Annotated in this window: 19 protein-coding genes and 1 riboswitch; of the genes, 10 read left to right on the top strand and 9 right to left on the bottom strand. The window is 60.1% G+C overall.

Annotated elements, in window-relative coordinates; genetic code table 11:
• Positions 1-25: 25 nt before the first annotated feature.
• Positions 26-451 carry an organic hydroperoxide resistance protein gene (locus CKA81_RS14270; RefSeq protein ID WP_128355887.1) on the top strand — a complete coding sequence of 142 codons (426 nt, stop codon included), beginning with the start codon at positions 26-28 and terminating at the stop codon, positions 449-451.
• On the opposite strand, the gene CKA81_RS14265 is transcribed toward CKA81_RS14270, so the two are convergent.
• Positions 438-998, bottom strand: a complete 561-nt coding sequence (locus CKA81_RS14265; RefSeq protein ID WP_128355886.1) for a DNA-3-methyladenine glycosylase I — start codon at positions 996-998, stop codon at positions 438-440. The genes CKA81_RS14270 and CKA81_RS14265 overlap by 14 nt on opposite strands.
• Positions 999-1,018: 20 nt before the next feature.
• Positions 1,019-1,261, bottom strand: coding sequence for a heavy-metal-associated domain-containing protein (locus tag CKA81_RS14260; RefSeq protein WP_228255730.1), 243 nt, complete (start codon positions 1,259-1,261; stop codon positions 1,019-1,021).
• Between the two features lie 175 nt (positions 1,262-1,436).
• Positions 1,437-1,525: riboswitch (glycine riboswitch) on the top strand.
• A gap of 134 nt (positions 1,526-1,659) precedes the next feature.
• Here CKA81_RS14260 and CKA81_RS14255 point away from each other — a divergent pair.
• Entirely contained in the window at positions 1,660-2,886 is a 1,227-nt protein-coding gene (locus CKA81_RS14255) for a D-amino acid dehydrogenase (RefSeq protein WP_128355884.1), read from the top strand.
• A gap of 49 nt (positions 2,887-2,935) precedes the next feature.
• A complete protein-coding gene (dinB, locus tag CKA81_RS14250) occupies positions 2,936-4,111 on the top strand; it encodes a DNA polymerase IV (RefSeq protein WP_128355883.1) in 1,176 nt (391 codons plus the stop codon).
• 5 nt (positions 4,112-4,116) lie between these two features.
• Here the strand turns inward: dinB and CKA81_RS14245 are convergent, their stop codons facing one another.
• The gene (locus CKA81_RS14245; protein ID WP_128355882.1) at positions 4,117-4,992 is read right to left on the bottom strand and encodes an MOSC domain-containing protein; all 876 of its coding nucleotides are present in this window, start codon (positions 4,990-4,992) and stop codon (positions 4,117-4,119) included.
• An 87-nt stretch (positions 4,993-5,079) separates the two neighbouring features.
• On the opposite strand from CKA81_RS14245, the gene CKA81_RS14240 reads away from it, so the two are divergent.
• Both CKA81_RS14240 and CKA81_RS14235 read left to right on the top strand, forming a co-directional pair.
• Positions 5,080-5,973: an EamA family transporter gene (locus CKA81_RS14240; RefSeq protein WP_128355881.1), complete on the top strand. Its 894-nt coding sequence runs from the start codon at positions 5,080-5,082 to the stop codon at positions 5,971-5,973.
• Positions 5,974-6,061: 88 nt separating this feature from the next.
• The gene (locus CKA81_RS14235; protein WP_128355880.1) at positions 6,062-7,273 is read left to right on the top strand and encodes an acetylornithine transaminase; all 1,212 of its coding nucleotides are present in this window, start codon (positions 6,062-6,064) and stop codon (positions 7,271-7,273) included.
• On the opposite strand, the gene CKA81_RS14230 is transcribed toward CKA81_RS14235, so the two are convergent.
• A complete protein-coding gene (locus CKA81_RS14230) occupies positions 7,260-9,419 on the bottom strand; it encodes a malate synthase G (protein WP_128355879.1) in 2,160 nt (719 codons plus the stop codon). The genes CKA81_RS14235 and CKA81_RS14230 overlap by 14 nt on opposite strands.
• A 289-nt stretch (positions 9,420-9,708) precedes the next feature.
• Here CKA81_RS14230 and CKA81_RS14225 point away from each other — a divergent pair, with 289 nt between their 5' ends.
• Positions 9,709-9,993, top strand: coding sequence for a 4a-hydroxytetrahydrobiopterin dehydratase (locus tag CKA81_RS14225; protein WP_128355878.1), 285 nt, complete (start codon positions 9,709-9,711; stop codon positions 9,991-9,993).
• Here the strand turns inward: CKA81_RS14225 and CKA81_RS14220 are convergent.
• The gene (locus CKA81_RS14220) at positions 9,990-10,931 is read right to left on the bottom strand and encodes an AEC family transporter (protein WP_128355877.1); all 942 of its coding nucleotides are present in this window, start codon (positions 10,929-10,931) and stop codon (positions 9,990-9,992) included. The two genes, CKA81_RS14225 and CKA81_RS14220, sit on opposite strands and share 4 nt — an antisense overlap.
• Before the next feature lie 130 nt (positions 10,932-11,061).
• Here CKA81_RS14220 and CKA81_RS14215 point away from each other — a divergent pair, with 130 nt between their 5' ends.
• Positions 11,062-12,564, top strand: a complete 1,503-nt coding sequence (locus CKA81_RS14215; protein ID WP_128355876.1) for an AMP nucleosidase — start codon at positions 11,062-11,064, stop codon at positions 12,562-12,564.
• Entirely contained in the window at positions 12,561-13,058 is a 498-nt protein-coding gene (locus CKA81_RS14210; protein ID WP_128355875.1) for a nucleoside 2-deoxyribosyltransferase, read from the top strand. Before CKA81_RS14215 ends, CKA81_RS14210 begins: the two co-directional genes overlap by 4 nt.
• 49 nt (positions 13,059-13,107) lie before the next feature.
• Here CKA81_RS14210 and CKA81_RS14205 read toward each other — a convergent pair whose 3' ends face one another.
• The 4 genes from CKA81_RS14205 to CKA81_RS14190 form a co-directional block, all read right to left on the bottom strand.
• Entirely contained in the window at positions 13,108-14,139 is a 1,032-nt protein-coding gene (locus tag CKA81_RS14205; protein WP_128355874.1) for a DctP family TRAP transporter solute-binding subunit, read from the bottom strand.
• Between the two features lie 77 nt (positions 14,140-14,216).
• Positions 14,217-15,515 (bottom strand): TRAP transporter large permease, encoded by a 1,299-nt coding sequence (locus tag CKA81_RS14200; protein ID WP_128355873.1) that lies wholly within the window; start codon positions 15,513-15,515, stop codon positions 14,217-14,219.
• Positions 15,512-16,042, bottom strand: a complete 531-nt coding sequence (locus CKA81_RS14195) for a TRAP transporter small permease (protein ID WP_128355872.1) — start codon at positions 16,040-16,042, stop codon at positions 15,512-15,514. Before CKA81_RS14195 ends, CKA81_RS14200 begins: the two co-directional genes overlap by 4 nt.
• 99 nt (positions 16,043-16,141) lie before the next feature.
• Positions 16,142-16,609: an SET domain-containing protein gene (locus CKA81_RS14190; protein WP_128355871.1), complete on the bottom strand. Its 468-nt coding sequence runs from the start codon at positions 16,607-16,609 to the stop codon at positions 16,142-16,144.
• 77 nt (positions 16,610-16,686) lie between these two features.
• On the opposite strand from CKA81_RS14190, the gene ilvB reads away from it, so the two are divergent.
• Positions 16,687-18,435, top strand: coding sequence for a biosynthetic-type acetolactate synthase large subunit (ilvB, locus tag CKA81_RS14185; RefSeq protein ID WP_128355870.1), 1,749 nt, complete (start codon positions 16,687-16,689; stop codon positions 18,433-18,435).
• 94 nt (positions 18,436-18,529) lie between these two features.
• Complete coding sequence (locus CKA81_RS14180) at positions 18,530-19,510, top strand: TRAP transporter substrate-binding protein (protein WP_128355869.1); 981 nt, start codon at positions 18,530-18,532, stop codon at positions 19,508-19,510.
• The last annotated feature ends 70 nt before the right edge of the window (positions 19,511-19,580 follow it).

The following is a 19,580-nucleotide window of genomic DNA, read 5'->3' as shown; positions in this document are numbered from 1 at the left end:
GCCCCTTAACCTTCAGGAGATACCCATGTCCGTAGAAAAAGTCCTTTATCGTGCACAGGCCACAGCCACCGGCGGTCGTGATGGTCGGGCTGTGTCATCCGACGGCATTCTTGACGTGAAGCTCGTGACCCCCAAAGAGCTGGGCGGTGCGGGTGGCGAAGGCACTAATCCCGAGCAGTTGTTCGCTGCCGGCTATTCCGCGTGCTTTCTCGGAGCGCTGAAACTTGTCGCCTCGCGCGAGAAAGTCTCTTTGCCCGATGACACCAACATCCAGGGCACGGTGGGTATTGGCCCCATTCCCGATGGCTTTGGCATCGAAGTGGAGCTGAAAATTTCGGTGCCTGGCATGGCGCGCGATCAAGCGCAGGCTCTGGTCGATAAGGCCCACATCGTATGCCCCTATTCCAATGCCACGCGTGGCAATGTGGATGTGACGCTTACCGTTGTGTAGTTGACAGCGCCGCGTGCCTGAAGCAGTCGGTCGTGTGGTCCATGAACCCGCCGACCGCTTGCAGGTAGGAATGACAAATGGTCGGGCCCACGAAAGTGAACCCGGCCTTTTTAAGCGCCCGGCTCATGGTTTGCGCCTCCGGCGAAATTACCGGAATGTCTTGATGAGCAGCGTAGTGATGGATAACGGGCTTGCCGCCGACAAAAGACCATAAGTAGTCGACGGGGTCGGATAGCTCCAGCCAGGCGCGTGCATTGCTGCGTGCCGCATTCAATTTCAAGCGGTTGCGGATGATGCCGGCGTCTTGCATCAGGGTCTCGATGTAGTCGTCGCTCATGGTTGCCAGCGCCTGGGCATCGAAGTTGAACATGACATCGCGGTAATGCGGCCGCTTTTTCAGCACGGTAATCCACGACAGACCCGCCTGAAAGCCTTCCAGCAGCAGTTTTTCGAATAGGTGCCGGGCGTCGTGGGACGGCACGCCCCATTCGGTATCGTGATAGGCTTGGTAGATGGGATCGTCGGAACACCAGCGGCAACGTTGCATGCGGGAATTGTAATGCGTCTTTAGCCGCCGCAGCCTCCGCAACATTCGCCATCTTCGCCATGCACCGGCTTGGCAATCTGAAAGCCGGCATCTTCGACAGCCACTTGCAAGCGCTGGGTCGACACCAGGAATTCGTCGAACGACACCGTGGCCCGGTTTTGGTCGAATGAAACCTTGGCGTCTTCGACGCCTTTGACCGCTTTAAGCGCCTGGGCAAGTTTGGCGGCACAGTGTTCGTCTTGCATGCCAGCAAGCTTAAGCATACCTATCTGCATATCCATTCCTTGGAGGTGTATTGAAGATGCATCGTAGGTATCGCCTTATGTTCTGGCAAGCTTCTCCTGACGCGCAAAGTGGGTATGGATCGCTGCTTGGGTGCATGCCGCCACGCAGCGTTGCGGATATCGAGGCGCCCGGGTATCATCTGTCGCGTCGTACAACAAGCATGCAGAAGAGACCGGCTCCACGCCGGCGCCGACGGAGCAACCGCCCCGGAAACTCTCAGGCAACAGGACTGCATGCCTACTGACAATCTGGAGAGCGGCCCAAAGTGGCCCACCGAAGGGGAACTGGCCGATACGGCAGTGAAACTCTCAGGTACCAAGACAGATGGGGCGTTGCCGTCATAAGGCGGCAGCCACCATTCCATTGGAGCGCTCTCATGCACCATGTAGCCGTTATTGGCGCCGGTATTACCGGCGTTACCTCAGCCTATGCCCTGCGCAAATTGGGCTGCGAAGTTACCGTTATTGATCGCCAACGCTATTGCGCCATGGAGACCTCTTACGCCAACGGCGGCCAGCTCTCGGCCAGCAACGCAGAAGTCTGGAACAACACCTCCACCCTGATCAAAGGCATACGCTGGATGTTTCGGCGCGACGCCCCCTTGTTGGTGAACCCCTCGTTCAGCTGGCACAAGTACTCGTGGATGGCGGAGTTCATGCGCAATGTGTCCAACTATCGCCAGAACACGGTCGAGACGACCCGGCTGGCCATCGCGGCCCGGCAACACCTGTATCAGATGGCTGAAGAAGCAGACATCGACTTTGACCTGGAGCAGCGGGGCATACTGCACCTTTATTACGACCGCAAAAGCTTTGAGGCGGGGCGCCGGGTCAATGCCTTGCTGCGTGAGGGTGGCCTGGAACGACACGAAGTCGATCCGCAGGAAGCCCAGCGTCTTGAGCCGGCTGTACAGCGCGATTGTTATGGCGGCTTTTATACGCCTTCTGACGCCACGGGTGATATTCACAAGTTCACCTGCGGCCTGGCCCAAGCCTGTGAGCGTATGGGGGTGCAGTTTCGTATGGATTCCGAGGTGACATCCATTACGCCTCAGGGCCGTGGGCATCGTGTCTTGCTGAAGCAAGCCGGCGGTACCGAGCAAGAACAGCTTAGTGTGGACGCCGTCGTCATTTGTGCCGGGACAGCAAGTCGGCGCTTTGGCGCGATGCTGGGCGATCGCATCAATATCTATCCGGTAAAAGGCTACTCCATTACGGTCAATCTGGATGACGAAAGAAGTGCCCAGGCCGCGCCATGGATCAGCCTGTTGGACGAAGAGGCAAAGATCGTGACCAGCCGCTTGGGCCGGAACCGCTTTCGGGTTGCCGGTACGGCGGAGTTCAATGGCTACAACAAGGACATACGCGCTGACCGCATACAACCGCTAACCGACTGGGTCCGGCGCAGCTTCCCCAATGTCGACACCTCGCGCGTGGTGCCGTGGACGGGCCTGCGCCCCATGATGCCCGACATGATGCCCCGTGTGCGCGCTGGCAAGCGGTCCGGTGTCTTCTATAACACCGGGCATGGACATCTTGGCTGGACGCTATCAGCCGTGACTGCCCAGATGCTGGCCGGGATGGTGACCACGCAACGGGCATGATCCGCGGGCATTCACCTATAATCCGCTGTGTATTCATCCAGCGGTCATTATGGAACCCGAGCCCACCCCGACTCTTGCCCCGCGCCGTATCGCCCATGTCGATATGGACGCGTTTTATGCCTCGGTAGAGCTGCTCCGCTACCCCGAACTGCGGGGGCGGCCGGTGGTCATAGGTGCAGGGTCGGCCGCGCAGCCGCGCGTGCTGGCCGATGGCAGCCGGGAGTTCTCCTATCTGCGCGGCTATGTCGGTCGCGGCGTCGTGACCACCTCAACTTACGAGGCGCGCGCGCTGGGCGTGTTTTCGGCCATGGGCATGATGAAGGCGGCCCAATTGGCACCCGAGGCCGTGCTGTTGCCCACTGACTTTGCCGCCTACCGCCGTTACTCCGGCCTGTTCAAGAACGCCGTGGCAACCGTTGCGCCGCATATCGAAGACCGCGGTATTGACGAAATCTATGTTGACCTGACCTTGCTGCCGGACGACACGCTGACGCTGGCCCGGCGCATCAAGACGGCGGTGCGCGAGGCCACCGGCCTGACCTGTTCCATCGGCATCTCTCCCAACAAGCTGTTGTCCAAGATCGCCTCCGACCTCGATAAGCCTGACGGCATCACAATTATTTCTGAAGACAACTTGTTGGGCCGGATCTGGCCCTTGCCGGTGGGCAAGGTGAATGGCATAGGCCCCAAGGCCAATGCGCGTCTGGCTGCTATCGGCATCGAAACCATTGCACAATTGGCGCAGGCTGCGCCCGATTTGCTGCAGCAGCATTTTGGGCTGAGCTACGCACGCTGGTTATTGAGCGTTGCACACGGCATTGATGACAGGCCGGTCGTCACGCATTCCGAGCCCAAGTCGATCAGTCGAGAAACCACCTTCGAGCGCGACCTGCATGTGCGCCACGATCGTGCCCTGCTTTCGCAGGTCTTCCTGGAACTATGCACGCGGCTGGAGTCGGACCTGTCGCGCAAGGGCTACGCCTGCCGCAGCGTCGGTATCAAGCTGCGCTTCGACGACTTCCGCACAGTGACCCGCGACATTACCTTGCCGTCTGCCATTGTTGACGGAGCCGCCATCCACAGGGCAGCGGGCTTATGCCTGAAGCGGATTCCTCTGGATCGCAAGATCCGCTTGCTCGGCGTACGTGTCAGCGGGTTGCGGTCCATTACCGAACTGGAGCGTGACCGGCAGGCGCAAGAGCCCAGGCAATTGAGTCTGTACTGACGCTGTCAGACGTCGTACATGAGCTCGACGCTGTCGCCTATGCCCAGCCGGGTTCCCGGGCTGACCCCTGCCACGACCGCGTTGACGCCAAACAGCACGCCTTCTGGAAACTGGCGATGCTCGGCCAGGGTGATGCCCGGTTCCGTACCGACCTTGGCTGTGAGGTGATCAATGTTGGGCACAGGACAACGGCCGCAACGCTTGACGAAAGCAAAAGTCAGGACACCCGCGCGCATGCCGGCCAAGTAGTCCTCTTCGTAAGCGGGCAGGCCGGACAGGACAACGTTGGGCCGAAAGCGGTTCATCGGTACGGGTTCGTGGCCCTTGGCCTGCAAGCGTTGGTTCAGCTCGTCCAGCGAGCCCTGGTTGGTGACCAGCAAGGGGAAGCCATCGGCAAAGCCAAAGCGATGTTTTGCGGGAAAACCAGGGGCTCCATCTTCGTGGCGTGCGCGCCACGCATTGACGTGATCAGGGCTGGCACAGCGTTCTGCTTCAGGATGTACTCGCAGCAGGCGGCAGGGCAGCTCGAGAAAGTCGCTCAGCCACTTCGCAGCGGCATCACCTTCGTCGAACCCCAGTGTGTGACTGCGCCAGATGGTGACGGGAATCTGGGTGGGTTCGGAAGTGTCCGTAAGCCAGGGCACCGTCAGCACCGGCATGCCCTGCGCATGCAGGGTAAGGTCGCCGGCGGAAGAAAGGTGTGGGCGTATGAGGGCCATCCTGGGGTACTGCCGCTGCGTCATGAAAATGCCGTGCCCATCGACAATGACCCATTGCCGGTCGCGATGCAGTCCGCCCTGGCTGAGCCCCACTTCAGAGTGTGCGATGCCGGCGCATGATTTGACGGGATAGGTGTATAGACTAAGGATGGAGACAGTCATAATCGGATCGCAGTAAAAAACGGACTTGTGATGGTGCTTGCCTGAAGCATAATACCGTTTTCATGAAGCACGCTGCGAAGGAACTCTATGCCCTTGAAGGATTGGTTGGCCGCGCTGGTGGTCATTACGGCGTGGGGAATGAACTTCGTTGTCATCAAGGTGGGGCTGGACGAAATCCCGCCTTTGTTGTTGGGTGCGCTGCGCTTTACATTGGTCGCCTTTCCCGCGGTTTTTTTCATCAAGCGGCCCGCCTTGCCGTGGCGCATCATTGTCCTGTATGGGCTTACGATCAGTCTTGGACAGTTCGTGTTCCTTTTCACCGCCATGTCGGTCGGCATGCCGGCGGGCCTGGCGTCGCTGGTGCTGCAATCACAGGCATTTTTTACGGTACTGATAGCGGCGCTTTTGCTGGGCGAGGGCGTGCGTCGCCATAATGTGCTGGGCATGCTGGTGGCTGTTGCAGGTTTGGTATTGATACATCAGGGGGCTGACGTCCGTACGATGTCGATGTTGGGTTTTGTGCTGACCTTGTTCGCTGCGCTGAGCTGGGCGATGGGCAATATCGTGGCCAAGACGGCCGGCCGCCAGATCGACATGGTGGGCCTGGTGATATGGGGCGCTTTGATTCCGCCCATTCCCTTTCTTGTCTTGTCGTGGTTCCTTGAAGGCCCGGACTTGATGCTGGCCAGCCTGGCAGGCATCAGCTACGTGGGGGTCGGTGCTGTCATTTACCTGGCGCTGGTGGCTACGATCGTTGGCTATGTGTTGTGGGGGCGGCTGCTGACGCATCATCCGGCCAGCAAGGTGGCGCCGCTAAGCCTGCTGGTTCCCATCATTGGGCTGGTGTCCTCGGCCGTGCTGCTGGACGAACGGCTGGCCGCTGTGCAGTGGGTTGGTGGGCTGATCGTCATGGCCGGTCTGGTCATCAATGTATTCGGCGCCAGGGCCCTGGCCCTTATGCGTTCGGCATCCAGGCCCTGATGTTGGCTCACGGCGCTTGTGCCTCGCTGGGCTAAAATCAAGCTTGCACATACGCTTCTTTTCACTTCTTTCGAATACAGGATGCCACATGGAATTTGATCGGTCGGGCGTAGACGCGCTTATGGATATCACCAAGCGCCCCGAGCTGGTTTTTGTGCGCGGGCAGGGCTCGTGGCTAGAAGATCACACCGGCAAGCGATATCTCGACTTCATGCAGGGTTGGGCGGTCAACAGCCTGGGGCATTGCCCCCCACAAGTGGTCAAGGCCTTGAGCCAGCAGGCCGAGCAGTTGCTCAACCCCTCGCCGGCGTTTTACAACGCGCCTTCCATGGCCCTGGCCACGCGGCTGACTGCTGCGTCGGTGTTTGACCGTATTTTCTTTGCCAACAGTGGTGCCGAAGCCAACGAAGGCGCCATCAAGCTGGCGCGCAAGTGGGGGCAATTGCATCGTGGCGGCGCCTATAAGATCATCACTTTCGAGCACAGCTTCCACGGGCGCACACTGGCGACCATGTCGGCGTCGGGCAAGCCTGGTTGGGACACCATCTTCGCACCTCAGGTCGATGGCTTTCCGAAAGCGCGCCTGAACGACCTGGCTTCAGTCCGCGCGCTGGTCGACGAGCAAACGGTTGCCATCATGCTGGAGCCTGTTCAAGGCGAGGCCGGTGTGGTGCCGGCAACGACCGAGTTCATGCAGGGCTTGCGCAAGTTGGCCGACGAGCAAGGCCTACTGCTTATTGTGGACGAGGTCCAGACGGGTTTCGGACGCACGGGCAAGCTGTTCGCCTACGAGCATTCCGGCATCACACCAGACATCATGACGCTGGGTAAAGGGATAGGCGGCGGTGTACCGCTGGCAGCGCTGTGCGCGCGCGAGGCGGTGTCCGTGTTTGCCCATGGCGATCAGGGCGGTACTTACAACGGCAACCCGCTGATGACAGCGGCCGGCGTGGCGGTATTCGATGCCTTGACGGCGCCAGGGTTCATGGCGTCCGTCAATGCGCGGGCCACGCAGTTGTCCCAAGGCTTGCAAGCCTTGTCGGACAAGTGGGGCATGAAAGGTGAGCGTGGCATGGGCTTGCTGCGGGCGCTGATGCTGGATCGCGACGACGGGGGCGCCATAGTCGAAGCCGCTCGCGACTGGGCGCCCGAGGGCCTGCTGTTGAATGCGCCGCGGCCCAACCTGCTGCGCTTCATGCCGGCCCTGAACGTAAGCGCCGACGAGATCGACGCGATGCTGGCGCGGCTTGACGAAGTTATCGACAAGATCCGCGCCGGAGCCGTGCTTACTGCGCCTTGACGACCTGGCGCCATTGGTGCAACAAGGGTTCGGTGTAGCCGTTGGGCTGCTCCAGACCCTTGAAGACCAGGTCGCAGGCAGCCTTGTAGGCAGCCGAAGTCTCGAAGTTGCCTGCCATGGGGCTGTACAGCGGGTCGCCCGCATTTTGCGCATCGACCACTGCCGCCATGCGCTGCATGGTTTCTTCGATTTGTGCTTTGTCGACGACGCCGTGGCGTAGCCAGTTGGCCATGTGCTGGCTGGAAATGCGCAAGGTGGCGCGGTCTTCCATCAAGCCCACATCATGGATGTCGGGCACCTTGGAGCAGCCGATGCCCTGGTCTATCCATCGAACGACATAACCCAGGATGCCTTGCGAGTTATTGTCCAGTTCTTGCTGGATTTCTTCTGCGGACCAATTGGTGTCGGTCGCAACCGGAATAGTCAGCAGCTTGTCCAGCAGGGCTTCCGACTTGCCTTCCATATTGCGCTGTATTTCTTGCACATCGGCTTGATGGTAATGCAGCGCATGCAGCGTGGCAGCGGTCGGTGAAGGCACCCAGGCGGTGTTGCCGCCGGCCTTCAGGTGGCCGATTTTTTGTTCCAGCATGTCGGCCATGAGGTCGGGCATGGCCCACATGCCCTTGCCGATCTGAGCGTGACCGCGCAAGCCGCAAGCCAAGCCGGTTTGTACGTTGTTCTTTTCGTAGGCGTCTATCCAGACGCTGCGCTTCATGTCGCCCTTGCGCACCATGGGGCCGGCCTCCATGGAGGTATGCATTTCGTCGCCGGTGCGGTCCAGGAAGCCCGTGTTGATAAAAGCCACGCGTTCACGCGCGGCAGCGATGCAGGACTTCAGGTTGGCACTGGTACGGCGCTCTTCGTCCATGATGCCCATCTTGATGGTATTGGGCGCCAGGCCCAGCAGCGCTTCTGTGCGCGCGAACAGCTCGTCGGCGAACGCAACTTCGGCCGGGCCGTGCATCTTGGGCTTGACGATGTAAATCGAGCCCGCGCGCGAGTTGCCGCGTGCCTTGAGATCGTGCATGGCAATCAGCGAGGTGAAGACGGCGTCCATGATGCCTTCGGGTATCTCGCGGCCTTGCTCGTCCAGGATGGCCGGATTGGTCATCAGGTGGCCCACATTGCGTATGAACATCAGCGAGCGGCCATGCAGCGACTGTGACTTGCCGTCCAGATCGGTGTACTCGCGATCGGGATTCAAGACGCGGGTAAACGACTTGCCGCCCTTGGCGACTTCTTCGGCCAGATCTCCCTTCATCAGGCCCAGCCAGTTGCGGTACGCCAATACCTTGTCCTGAGCGTCGACGGCGGCGATGGAGTCTTCGCAATCCATGATGGTGGTCAAGGCCGCTTCCATCAGGACATCCTTGACGCCTGCGGCATCTTGCTTGCCAATGGGATGCGTGGGATCGATTTGTATTTCGAAGTGCAGTCCGTTGTGGCGGAACACCAGTGCTTCGGGCTGTGTAGGCCGTCCGCGATAACCCAGTAGTGCCGCGGGCGATGCCAGGGTGGTTTCGGTTTCGTTGCCCAGTGTCACGCGCAAGCGGCCGTCCACCACGGAATAGCTGGTGGCGTCGGCGTGCGAGCCTTCAGCCAGCGGGATGGACTCGTCCAGGAACTGTCGCGCAAACGCGATGACTTTGCCGCCGCGCACGGGGTTGTAGGCGCCGGCGCGGGTCGCCCCGTCGGCTTCCGAGATGGCATCGGTGCCGTACAGTGCATCGTACAGGCTGCCCCAGCGGGCATTGGCCGCATTCAGAGCATAGCGGGCATTGGTGATGGGCACCACCAGCTGCGGACCGGCTTGTTGGGTGATTTCAATGTCGACGCGATCGGTCTTGATGCTGACATCGGCAGGGGCATCTTGCAGGTATCCGATCTCGCGCAGAAAGGCCTGATAGGCGCTTTGATCCTGGATGGGGCCGGGGTGCTGGCGATACCACTTGTCCAGCTCGGCCTGCAGGCGATCACGTTCGGCAAGCAGTTCGCGGTTCTTGGGCGCCAGCTCGTGTACGAGTGCATCCAGGCCGGTCCAAAAGGCTGCGGGCGTCAGGCCGGTGCCGGGCAAGGCTTCCTGTTCGATGAATTGGTGGAGTTCGGAGGCGACTTGCAGGCGTTCGCAGGACGTTCTTTCAGTCATGGCATTTCCTTGTAAGGTTCAAAAATTCGGGCGCACACGAGTCGGCGGATCCAGGCAGCCTGTCTGTATAGGCTTTGTAATCTGGAGCGAGTAGACTGTCGTCAGGACGCGGATGGAAGCAGGTGGGTGCCGTGTCGTCGCGATGAGGCGGGCGCTGTCCTATTATGGACTGTTGCTTAAAAGTACTCAACACCACGCAAAGTCACAGGACTTTATACAAAAAGTTATGTAATCGAATTGGCGCAGGCATGCGTCAGATTGCGATACTCGTACCTGGAAGGAGCTCACCATGAGCCAACTAAAACTTATCGGCGCGCCCTCTGCATTGTTGTTGCTGGAGGGCTGGGCGGCGGTGGAGGGCCGCGACGCCATACACAAAACCTTTATTTTCAAGAACTTCAATGAAGCCTTTGGCTTCATGACGCAAGTAGCGATGCAGGCTGAAAAGCTCGATCACCATCCCGAGTGGACTAACGTCTACAAGCGGGTCGCTGTCACCTTGACGACGCACGATGCCAAAGGCGTAACCGAACGCGATGTGGCCCTGGCGTTGTTCATGGATCAGCTGGCCTAGAGTATCTGCGCGTCTATCAAGGCCACCAGCGCCGACACCGTAATCAAGGACAGTACCGTCGAGATCAGGATGGCGCGTGAGGTCACGCCCGGTTCGCGCTCGTAAAGCTTGGCCAGCATGAAGGGGCCGGTGCCCACCGGCAGGGCGGCCAGCAGCACGGCTACGGCGGCCCACATGGGCGGCATCTGGAATACCCAATACACCAGCACGAAGGTCACCAGAGGATGCAGCAGCAGCTTCAGGCCGACGATGCGCCATACGGCACCGTGTCGTTCGTTTGGACTGCCCTGCGCCAGGAACAGGCCTATGGTTACCAAGGCACAGGGGCTGGCTGCCGCTCCCAGCAGCGTGGTGAACTGCGTGACGGCATAGGGCAAGGGCTGGCCCACCAGGGCGACGAGCAAGCCCAGCAGCGGCGCGGCGACCAATGGGTTACGCAGCAGCGAACGTCCCACCTTGCCTGCCGTGCGCCATACGCTGCGCGTTTGCAGCAGATCGATTTCAATCAACATGATGGAAAAGGCGAACAGCACGCAAGCGGTCAGCAAAATAGCCAGGACGACGGCCGGCAGGCTTTCAGGGCCGAAAACAATAAGGCATAGCGGTATGCCCATGAAACCGGCATTCGAGTACGAGGCGGCCAGTGCTTCGATGCTGACATCGGCCAGGCGGCCGTTGCGTCGACGATCCAGCAGGCACGAGGCCCCGAACACCACTGCAATGGCGAGCAAGGATCCGGCCAGGTAGCCCGGCTGATTGATCTCCTGCCAGCTGATTTCCGCCATGGCCTGGAATAGCAGCGCCGGCAGCGCCATCCACACCACAAACTTGTTCAGGCTGTCGACGGCGCCAGGGCCCATCAATCGCTTCTTGGCGGCGACATAGCCCAGCAATATGAGCGCGAACAGCGGGAATACAGCATTGAGGATGACGCTCATGGATCAGTACAGTCGTTTAGGCAGGCAGTGTATTAAAGCAAAAATTCGTTGCACACGGCTGCGGGTACCTTAATGGCCATATAGTGTCATGAAAGGTTTATATACTGACATTTTCACCGGTAGCATAATCATGTTTGATTCCACGGATGTTTTGGGCAACACGGTTTTGCCCCCCGTAATCCCGTATGCCAGCTTTACCGACGCCCGAGCGGCAGTCGAGCGGCTGGTTCAGATTTACGCGCGCAACACGGCCTTCATTCGCGACGGCTTCAGCCGCTATGCCAAGGGAGAGTTCACCGAGCCGCAGCGAGTGCGCGCCTACTACCCCGCCATACGCATACAGGTCAATACTTACCAGGAAGTGGATAGCCGCTTGTCGTATGGCCACGTGGTCGAGCCGGGGTCTTATATGACCACCGTGACGCAGCCCGCGCTGTACTTCGATTACCTGCTCGAGCAGATCGGCTTGCTGCTCAAGAATCACGGCGTACCGGTAGAGATCGGCGAATCCAGCATGCCCATCCCCCTGCACTTTTCCTTCGGCGATGGCGAGTACGTAGAGGCCGTGTACTCGGACAAATTGCTGGGCGAATCCTTGCGCGACCATTTCGACGTTCCCGAGTTGGCCGTTACGGACGATGCCATCGTCAACGGCACCTGGATAGGCGCAGCCGGCCAGCCGCAGCCACTGGCGCCCTTTACGGCCCCTCGCGTGGACTACTCCTTGCATCGCCTGCAGCACTATACGGCGACGGCGCCAGAGCACTTCCAGAACTTCGTCCTGTTTACCAACTACCAGTTCTATGTGGACGAGTTTTGCCAGTGGGCGAAAGAGTCCCTCGCGCAGGGTGAAGGTGGTTACACCGCCCTGGTCGAACCGGGTAACGTCGTTACGCTGGCGGGTGCAGACGCGCAGCGAGTCGGCACGCCGCTGATGCGCGGGCCGCAGATGCCGTCCTACCACCTGGTGCGCGACAAACACATGGGCATTACGTTGATCAACATCGGCGTTGGCCCGTCCAATGCCAAGACCATTACCGACCACGTTGCCGTGCTGCGCCCCTCGGCCTGGCTGATGCTGGGCCATTGCGCCGGACTGCGCACCACGCAGCGCCTGGGCGACTATGTGTTGGCCCATGGCTATGTGCGTCAGGATCACGTGCTGGACGACGACTTGCCCACCTGGGTGCCGGTGCCGCCACTGGCCGAAATTCAGATTGCCCTGGAGCAAGCGGTGGCCGATGTTTCCGGGCTGGAAGGGTGGGAGCTGAAGAGGATCATGCGTACCGGTACCGTCGCCTCTATCGACAACCGCAACTGGGAGCTGCGCGATCACCACGAGCCGGTACAGCGACTGTCGCAATCGCGGGCGATCGCACTCGATATGGAGTCGGCCACTATTGCGGCCAATGGCTTTCGGTTTCGGGTGCCCTACGGCACGCTGCTTTGCGTATCCGACAAACCGCTGCATGGCGAGTTGAAGCTGCCCGGCATGGCCAGCGACTTTTATCGCACCCAGGTCGGGCAGCACCTGCATATCGGCATACGCGCGCTGGAACTGCTGCGCGACATGCCCAAAGAACGTCTGCATTCGCGCAAACTGCGCAGCTTCATCGAGACTGCATTCAAATGAAAAGCATCTATCTTGCCGGCTTTGATGTCTTCCGACCGGACGCCCGCGAGTGGGGCGCGACACTAAAAGAACTGTGCAACAAGTATGGTTTCGAAGGGCTTTACCCGCTGGACAATAACGCGCCCAGGACACTTGCCGGCGCTGACCTGGCCTTGTGGATTTATCGCGCCAATATTGCGCTGATACAGCAGGCCGACATGCTGCTGGCCAATGTAAATGCCTTTCGCGGCGCGGAGCCCGATTCGGGTACAGCTTTCGAAATTGGCTACGCCGTGGCGCTGGACAAGCCAGTGTGGGCTTATACCGACGAGGCGCGGCCTCTGGTCAAGCAATTGCCCGCCATACGCCAGCCGGGCGGAGCCACCTACACCGACACGCATGGCTACACCATAGAAGACTTTGGCCTTAACCTGAACCTGATGTTGGCGTGCAGTACGGAAATTGTGATCGGTACGGCTGAAGACGCCCTGGCCGAGATGGCCGGGCACGCCTGATTGCTGCCCCGGCCCTGGGCGTATGCCCGGGGCCGGCTACAGCGGCTGCTTATTTCTTGCGGGCAGCGATGTCTTTTTGTGCCTGGGAGACCAGGTCTTCACCGACAGTCTTTTTCCATTTGTCGAACACGGGTTGGGTAGCCTTCACGAAAGCATCGTGTTGCTCGGGCGTCAGGTGGGTGACGGTAACGCCGTGGCTTTCGATGTCTTTCAGCATGGAAGCGTCGTCTTGGGTAACGCCTTTGCGCGCGATAACGATTTGCTGCTTGCCGGCTTCAACTGCAGCTTCGCGAACAATTTTGCGGTCTTCCTCGGTCCAGGACTCCCACACCTGCTTGTTCACGACAAATATCAGCGGGTCGGCAACGTAGTTCCAGAGCGTCAGGTATTTTTGCGCGACGTCATACAGCTTGGCGCCGGCGTAAATGGACAGCGGGTTTTCTTGCCCGTCCACCGCACCGGTTGCCAGTGCCGGCTGTGCATCAGCCCAGCTCATTTGCGTAGGATTGGCACCCATAGCTGTGAACGTGTCGATGTAGAGCGGCGAACCGACCACACGCAGCTTCATGCCTTTCAGGTCGTCCGGCGCCTTGACTTCACGCTTGGAGTTGCTGAGCTGCCGATAACCGTTCTCGCCCCATGCCAGTGGCACGACGCCGGCTTTTTCCACGATGTCGAACAGATCCTTGCCGACCTGGCCATGGATGAGCGCGTCGATGGCGGCGTAATCGGGCATCAGGAAAGGCAAAGAGAACAGATTCAGTTGCTTGACTTGCGGTGACCAGTTGATGGTCGACCCGATGGCCATGTCGATCAGGCCCTGACGGATGGCCGTGAACTCGCGCGTCTGGTCGCCTTGCACCAGCGAGACGCCCGGATACAGTTTGATATTGATACGGCCATCGGTGCGCTCACGCACCAGGTCTGCCCAGATCTGGCCGCCCTGCCCCCACGGGAAGGTGGTGCCGACCACCAGGGACATCTTGTATTCGGATTTATAGTCGGCCGCGCTGGCGGTGGACGTCGCTGTAAGCGCCGCCACCGAACAAGCGATGGCGCCAAGCAAGGTACGGATTTTCATGGTGTCTCCTCTATGGGGTGAAATCAAATCAGTGGTGTCAACAGCAAAAATGCCGACTGCGATGAGGCGGCAAGAAATCAGTATCCCAGATAACGGGGCAGCCATAAGGCCAATTCGGGGAAGGCAATGACCAGGATCAGCGTCAGGCTCATGGAACCGAGTAGCCACACCACCCAGCGCACGGTGCTTTCCATGGGCACTTGCGCGATGCGGCACGATACCATCAGGTTGACGGCCACGGGCGGCGTAAATTGGCCCAGGGCGACCATAAGCGTCAGCAGCACGCCGAACCAGACCGGATCCCACGAGAACGCCTGGGCGATGGGCATCAACAGCGGCACGAAGATCAGGAAGATCGAGATCCCGTCCAGGAACATTCCCAATACCATCAGCAGTACCACCAGCAGTGCCATGATGCCGTATTCGCCCAGGCCTGAACCGACGATGGCGCGGGCAATGGGATCGATGACGCTCAAGGTGGACAAGGCCCAGGCAAAAATACCGGCCAGGGTGACCACCATCATGATGACGGCGGACAGTTCGGCGGCTTCGCGGAAAATCAGGAACAGGTCGCGCACCTTGATGGTACGGTGCACCACCATGCCCACAAACAGGCCATAAAAAACGGCGACGACGGCAGCTTCGGTGGGCGTGAAGTAACCCATGCGCATGCCGCCCAGGATCAGGACGGGGGCGATCAGGCCCCACGCTGCGCCAAACAGGCTGGGCCAGAACGGCGGGCGCGGCAGGCTGGCTTCCAGTGTTCCCATGTTGTGCCGCCGGGACAGCCATACGGCAGGAATGATCAGGGTGATACCGGCGATGATGCCGGGCACCATCCCGGCCGCAAACAGCGCCGGCACCGAGGCTTGTGGAACCAGGACCGAATACACGATGAAGGCAATGGACGGCGGTATCAGGATGTCGGTGGAAGCACCCGCAGCGACGATACTGGCTGAAAACGGGCGCGGGTAGCCGGCCCGGTTCATGGCGCCTATCATCACCGCTCCGACGGCGGCGGCGCAGGCCGGCCCCGACCCCGAAATACCGCCCAGGAACATGGCAACGGCAATGGCCACCAGGGGCAGCATGCCTGGCCCGCGTCCCACGATGGCGATGGCGAAGTTGACCAGGCGGCTGGCCACGCCTGAGCGATCAAAGATGGACCCGACCAGCACGAACATGGGGATGGCCAGCAGCGGATACTTGGCCAGCCCGGCGTAGAAGCTTTGCGGCACTGCCATCAATCCGAACCATTGGGTGTCCAGGTTGGACATCACGATGGCCAGCGCACCGGCCACACCCAGCGCCACGCCGACCGGCAGGCCGATGACCATCAACACGGCAAATACGATGAACAGCGTCGTAACTATCATTTGCCGTCCCGCAACAGGCGGCGCAGTATGCCCGCCACGCGCAAGGTGATGGCGCCGGCCAGGACGGGCATCCAGACCGTATACCACCAGTTGGGCACCCCTATGGCAGGCGAGGTGTCGCCCCAGGTGTAGTCGTCGAAAACCATGCGGCCGGACAAGATGGTCAGCAACACGAAAAAGAGCAACACGATGGAGTTGCCGATGATGGCAAGCCGGCGCCGGCGCTGCGGCGGTCCGCCGTCGGCATAGACTTCAATGCGGATGTGTTGGTTGCGGACAAACGCGGTGGCACCTGCCGTCATGGTCAGGATGATCAGCAGGAAAACAGAGATTTCCTCGGTCCAGGCAAAAGAGCCATCAGTCATGTAGCGCACGATCACATTGATGAAGGTGATCAGCGCCAAGCCTGCCAATACCAATACCGAGATCCAGTCTTCGACCTTTAGCGGTACGCGTACAGGGGGGTCGACGATCTCGGGAAGGATGGGCTCAACGATCTCGTCGACAGGTTCTTGTTGTGAAGACATGGGTGCAACGACCAGCGGCGTAAGAATTTGCAATAGCCGACATGCTAACTTGCCGCGTGGGTTTTAGTACTTCGGGGTTTCCCGCGCTTGCCGTGATACTTAGCGCTTGCGCAGTGCCAGCATGGTGCCCCGACAGTTCGCCGTGCCGCACAGGCAACGGTATTGCTCGCGCAGCTTCTTGGTAATGCGACCGTCCATGATCAGGCCGTAGTCGTAGAACAGCTCTGACCCGGCCGCAATGTCTTCCAGGGCGACGACGTATACGCGTTTGCCGCTATCGTCTTCCTGCGCCTCGCAGTTGGGTCCGCAAGAGTGGTTGATCCATTTGGCGTCATTGCCGCGCTTGCCGCCGTTGATGATCTTGCCGCTGCTTAACGAGAAGAAAAAGGTGTGGAAGGGATCGTCCGGGTTGACCGGATGCATCTCGTCGGCTTCTTCCGAGGTGATGCGTTGGCCGCGGTACTCCAGGATTTGTGTGCCGGCCGGGATGTCCCTGGCGGCGAACACGCCCTTGCCGTGCAAAGTGGACTTTTTTACCGTGTGCCAGGGTGGGGTTTTTTGCGTCATAGTCCTGCGGAGAGTGGGCCAGCGAAAAGGGAATAAACTGACAGAGTCTATTATCTTATGCAATATCCAGGCGTAACGTGAATTCTTCTACTGAAACAGCCGGCCGCAATGGCGCTCAGGCCTTACTCGACACCTTGATCAGTCTTGGTGTCGACACCATTTTCGGCTACCCCGGCGGGGCCGTGCTGCCGCTGTACGATGCGCTTTACTCGGAGCCGCGCATACGCCACGTACTTGTTCGTCACGAGCAAGGAGCCGTGCACGCTGCCGAAGGTTACGCGCGCTCGACGGGCCGCCCGGGTGTCGTGGTGGTGACGTCGGGCCCCGGCATGGCGAACACCACATCGGGTTTGCTGGATGCCCTGTGCGATTCGATTCCCGTCTTGTGCATCAGTGGTCAGGTTGCCACCGGCGCTATCGGTACCGATGCTTTTCAAGAATGCGACGCTATCGGCATCTCGCGTCCGGTCACCAAATGGAACGCGCAGATCAGGCGTACCGAAGATGTCGTCAGCCTGGCGGCCAAGGCATTCAAATTGACGACCTCCGGGCGCCCTGGGCCCGTGTTGCTGGATTTCCCCAAAGACATACAGATTGGCCTCGTGCCCGAATCGGCCTTGAGCGCCGAGCTGGTAGAGACGCCGGTGGGCGTGGAGACCACCAGCCCGGCGTCCGAGGCGGCCGTCAAGCGCGCTGCGGCGCTGATCGCCAATGCCAAGCGTCCGGTCTTCTATGGCGGTGGCGGCTTGATCAATTCCGGCGTTGATGCCTGTCAGGCCTTCGCCGCCCTGGTGCAGGACACCGGCGCGCCTTGCACACTGACGTTGATGGGCTTGGGCGCCTACCCGGCGGACGACAAACAGTTTTTGGGCATGCTGGGCATGCACGGCACGCTCGAGGCCAACCTGGCCATGCATCATGCCGATCTCATCGTTTGCGTGGGCGCGCGCTTCGACGATCGCATTACCGGTCGCCTGTCGGACTTTTGCCCGCATGCCAGCAAGATTCATCTGGATATCGATCCGGCCTCGATCAACAAGGTGGTGCGGGCCGATGTCGCCATGGTGGGCGACTGCTATCCCCTGCTCCGGGCCCTGCGCAAAGAGCTGTCGCAAGCCGTGCTGGCGCCCGACAGACTGGACGCCTGGTGGCAGCGCATAGCCGTGTGGCGCGCCCAGGAATGCCTTAAGGTGCCAACGGCAGCCGATCACATCCTTCCGCAAGACCTGATGCAGCGTCTGGACCGCGTCTTGACGGGTACGGACGCCATTGTCTCTACCGATGTGGGCCAGCATCAGATGTGGGCCGCGCAATACCTGCGCTTTAATCGCCCCAACCGCTGGTTGACTTCCGGGGGGGCGGGAACCATGGGTTACGGCTTGCCGGCGGCCATAGGAGCCCAAATTGCACACCCCGACAAAATCGTTGCCTGCGTCAGTGGCGACGCCTCCATCCTGATGAACATTCAGGAACTGGGCACTGCGGTACAGCACCAGACCCCCGTCAAGGTCGTCCTGTGCAACAACGGCCACATGGGCATGGTGCGGCAATGGCAAGAGCTGATACACGAAGGGCGCTACAGCCATAGCTATAACGCTTCGCTGCCTGATTTCGTAGCATTGGCACGCGCCTTTGGCTGGGGTGCCGCCCGGGTTGAGAACCCGGCCGAGCTGGATGCCGCTTTGGCCGAATGCATGGCGTATGCCGGCCCCTTCTTCCTGGATGTGGCCGTGCTGGCACAAGAGAATTGCTTTCCCATGATGCCCGCCGGCTACGGACACCAGCAAGTGATGTTGTCCGAAGACACTTGGTATGTAGAAGACTAGCGCCAGGCACGATAGAAAACCCCAATGTTTTTCGAGCCCATATTCGGGTACAACCTTCGCACAGTGTTTTATTACTTTTTTGGTGGAAAAAAATATGCGTAAGTCCTGGTTTTCGAAATTGATGCTCGCTGCGTCCGTGGCAGGTGTTTTTGCTGCGGCACCTGCCCTGGCGGCAACGAACCTGAAGCTGGCGTACGCGCTCTCTACCAACTCCCATTATGGGGCCGGGGCGGATGCCTTGGCCAAGACCATCGAGGGTGAAACCGGCGGCGAATTCAAGCTGGAGCATTTCCCTAATAGTGCGCTGGGCGGCGAGCGCGAAGTCATCGAAGGCCTGCAGTTGGGCACGATCGACCTGGCCATCGTCTCCACCGGCGCAACGCTTAACTTCGTGCCCAATACGGGCGTGTTCGACATCCCCTTCCTGTTTCGCGATCTGACACATGCGCGCAAGGTGCTGGACGGCCAGATCGGCCAGGAAATGCTCGAAGCGTTTCCCAAGCGCGGCCTGGTAGCCTTGGCTTGGGGCGAACAAGGTTTCCGTCAACTTACCAACAACGTGCGCCCCGTGGTCACGCCTGACGACGCCAAGGGCCTGAAGGTGCGTACCACCGAAAACCCCATCCACATCGCGGCATTCCGCGAGCTGGGCATCCTGGCTACGCCCATGGCCTGGCCTGAAGTCGCCACGGCGCTGCAGCAAGGCACTATCGACGGCCAGGAGAACCCGATGTCCGTGATCGTGTCGGCCAAGCTTCCTCAACTGCAAAAGTATCTGTCGCTCACCGCGCACGTGTATGGGCCGGCCCTGGTATTGATGTCGCCCAATGTCTACAACGGCTTGTCGGACGAAGATAAGGCCAGCTTCAAGAAGGCCGGCCACGATGCCGCGCTTGCCATGCGCGCCTATGTCGACGATATCGAAAAAAGCGGTATCGAAGAGGTCAAGAAACAGGGCATGCAAGTCAATACGGTCGACCATGCCGCTTTCGTGAAGGCCGTTCAGCCGGTATACCCCCAGTACTACAAGCAGTTCGGCAAGGACTTGGTCGAGTCCATCCGCAATACTCAATAATTCCTGCGGCAGCAGGGTAGCTTCGTAGGGGCTGGCGCCGACGCCGGCCCCTTATCGTTTGTCAGGAGAC

The sequence above is a fragment of the Pollutimonas thiosulfatoxidans genome (assembly GCF_004022565.1).
GTDB lineage: Bacteria > Pseudomonadota > Gammaproteobacteria > Burkholderiales > Burkholderiaceae_B > Pusillimonas_D > Pusillimonas_D thiosulfatoxidans.
The sequence above is the reverse complement of the archived record's forward strand: the minus strand, read 5'-3'. Positions and strand labels throughout refer to the sequence as shown.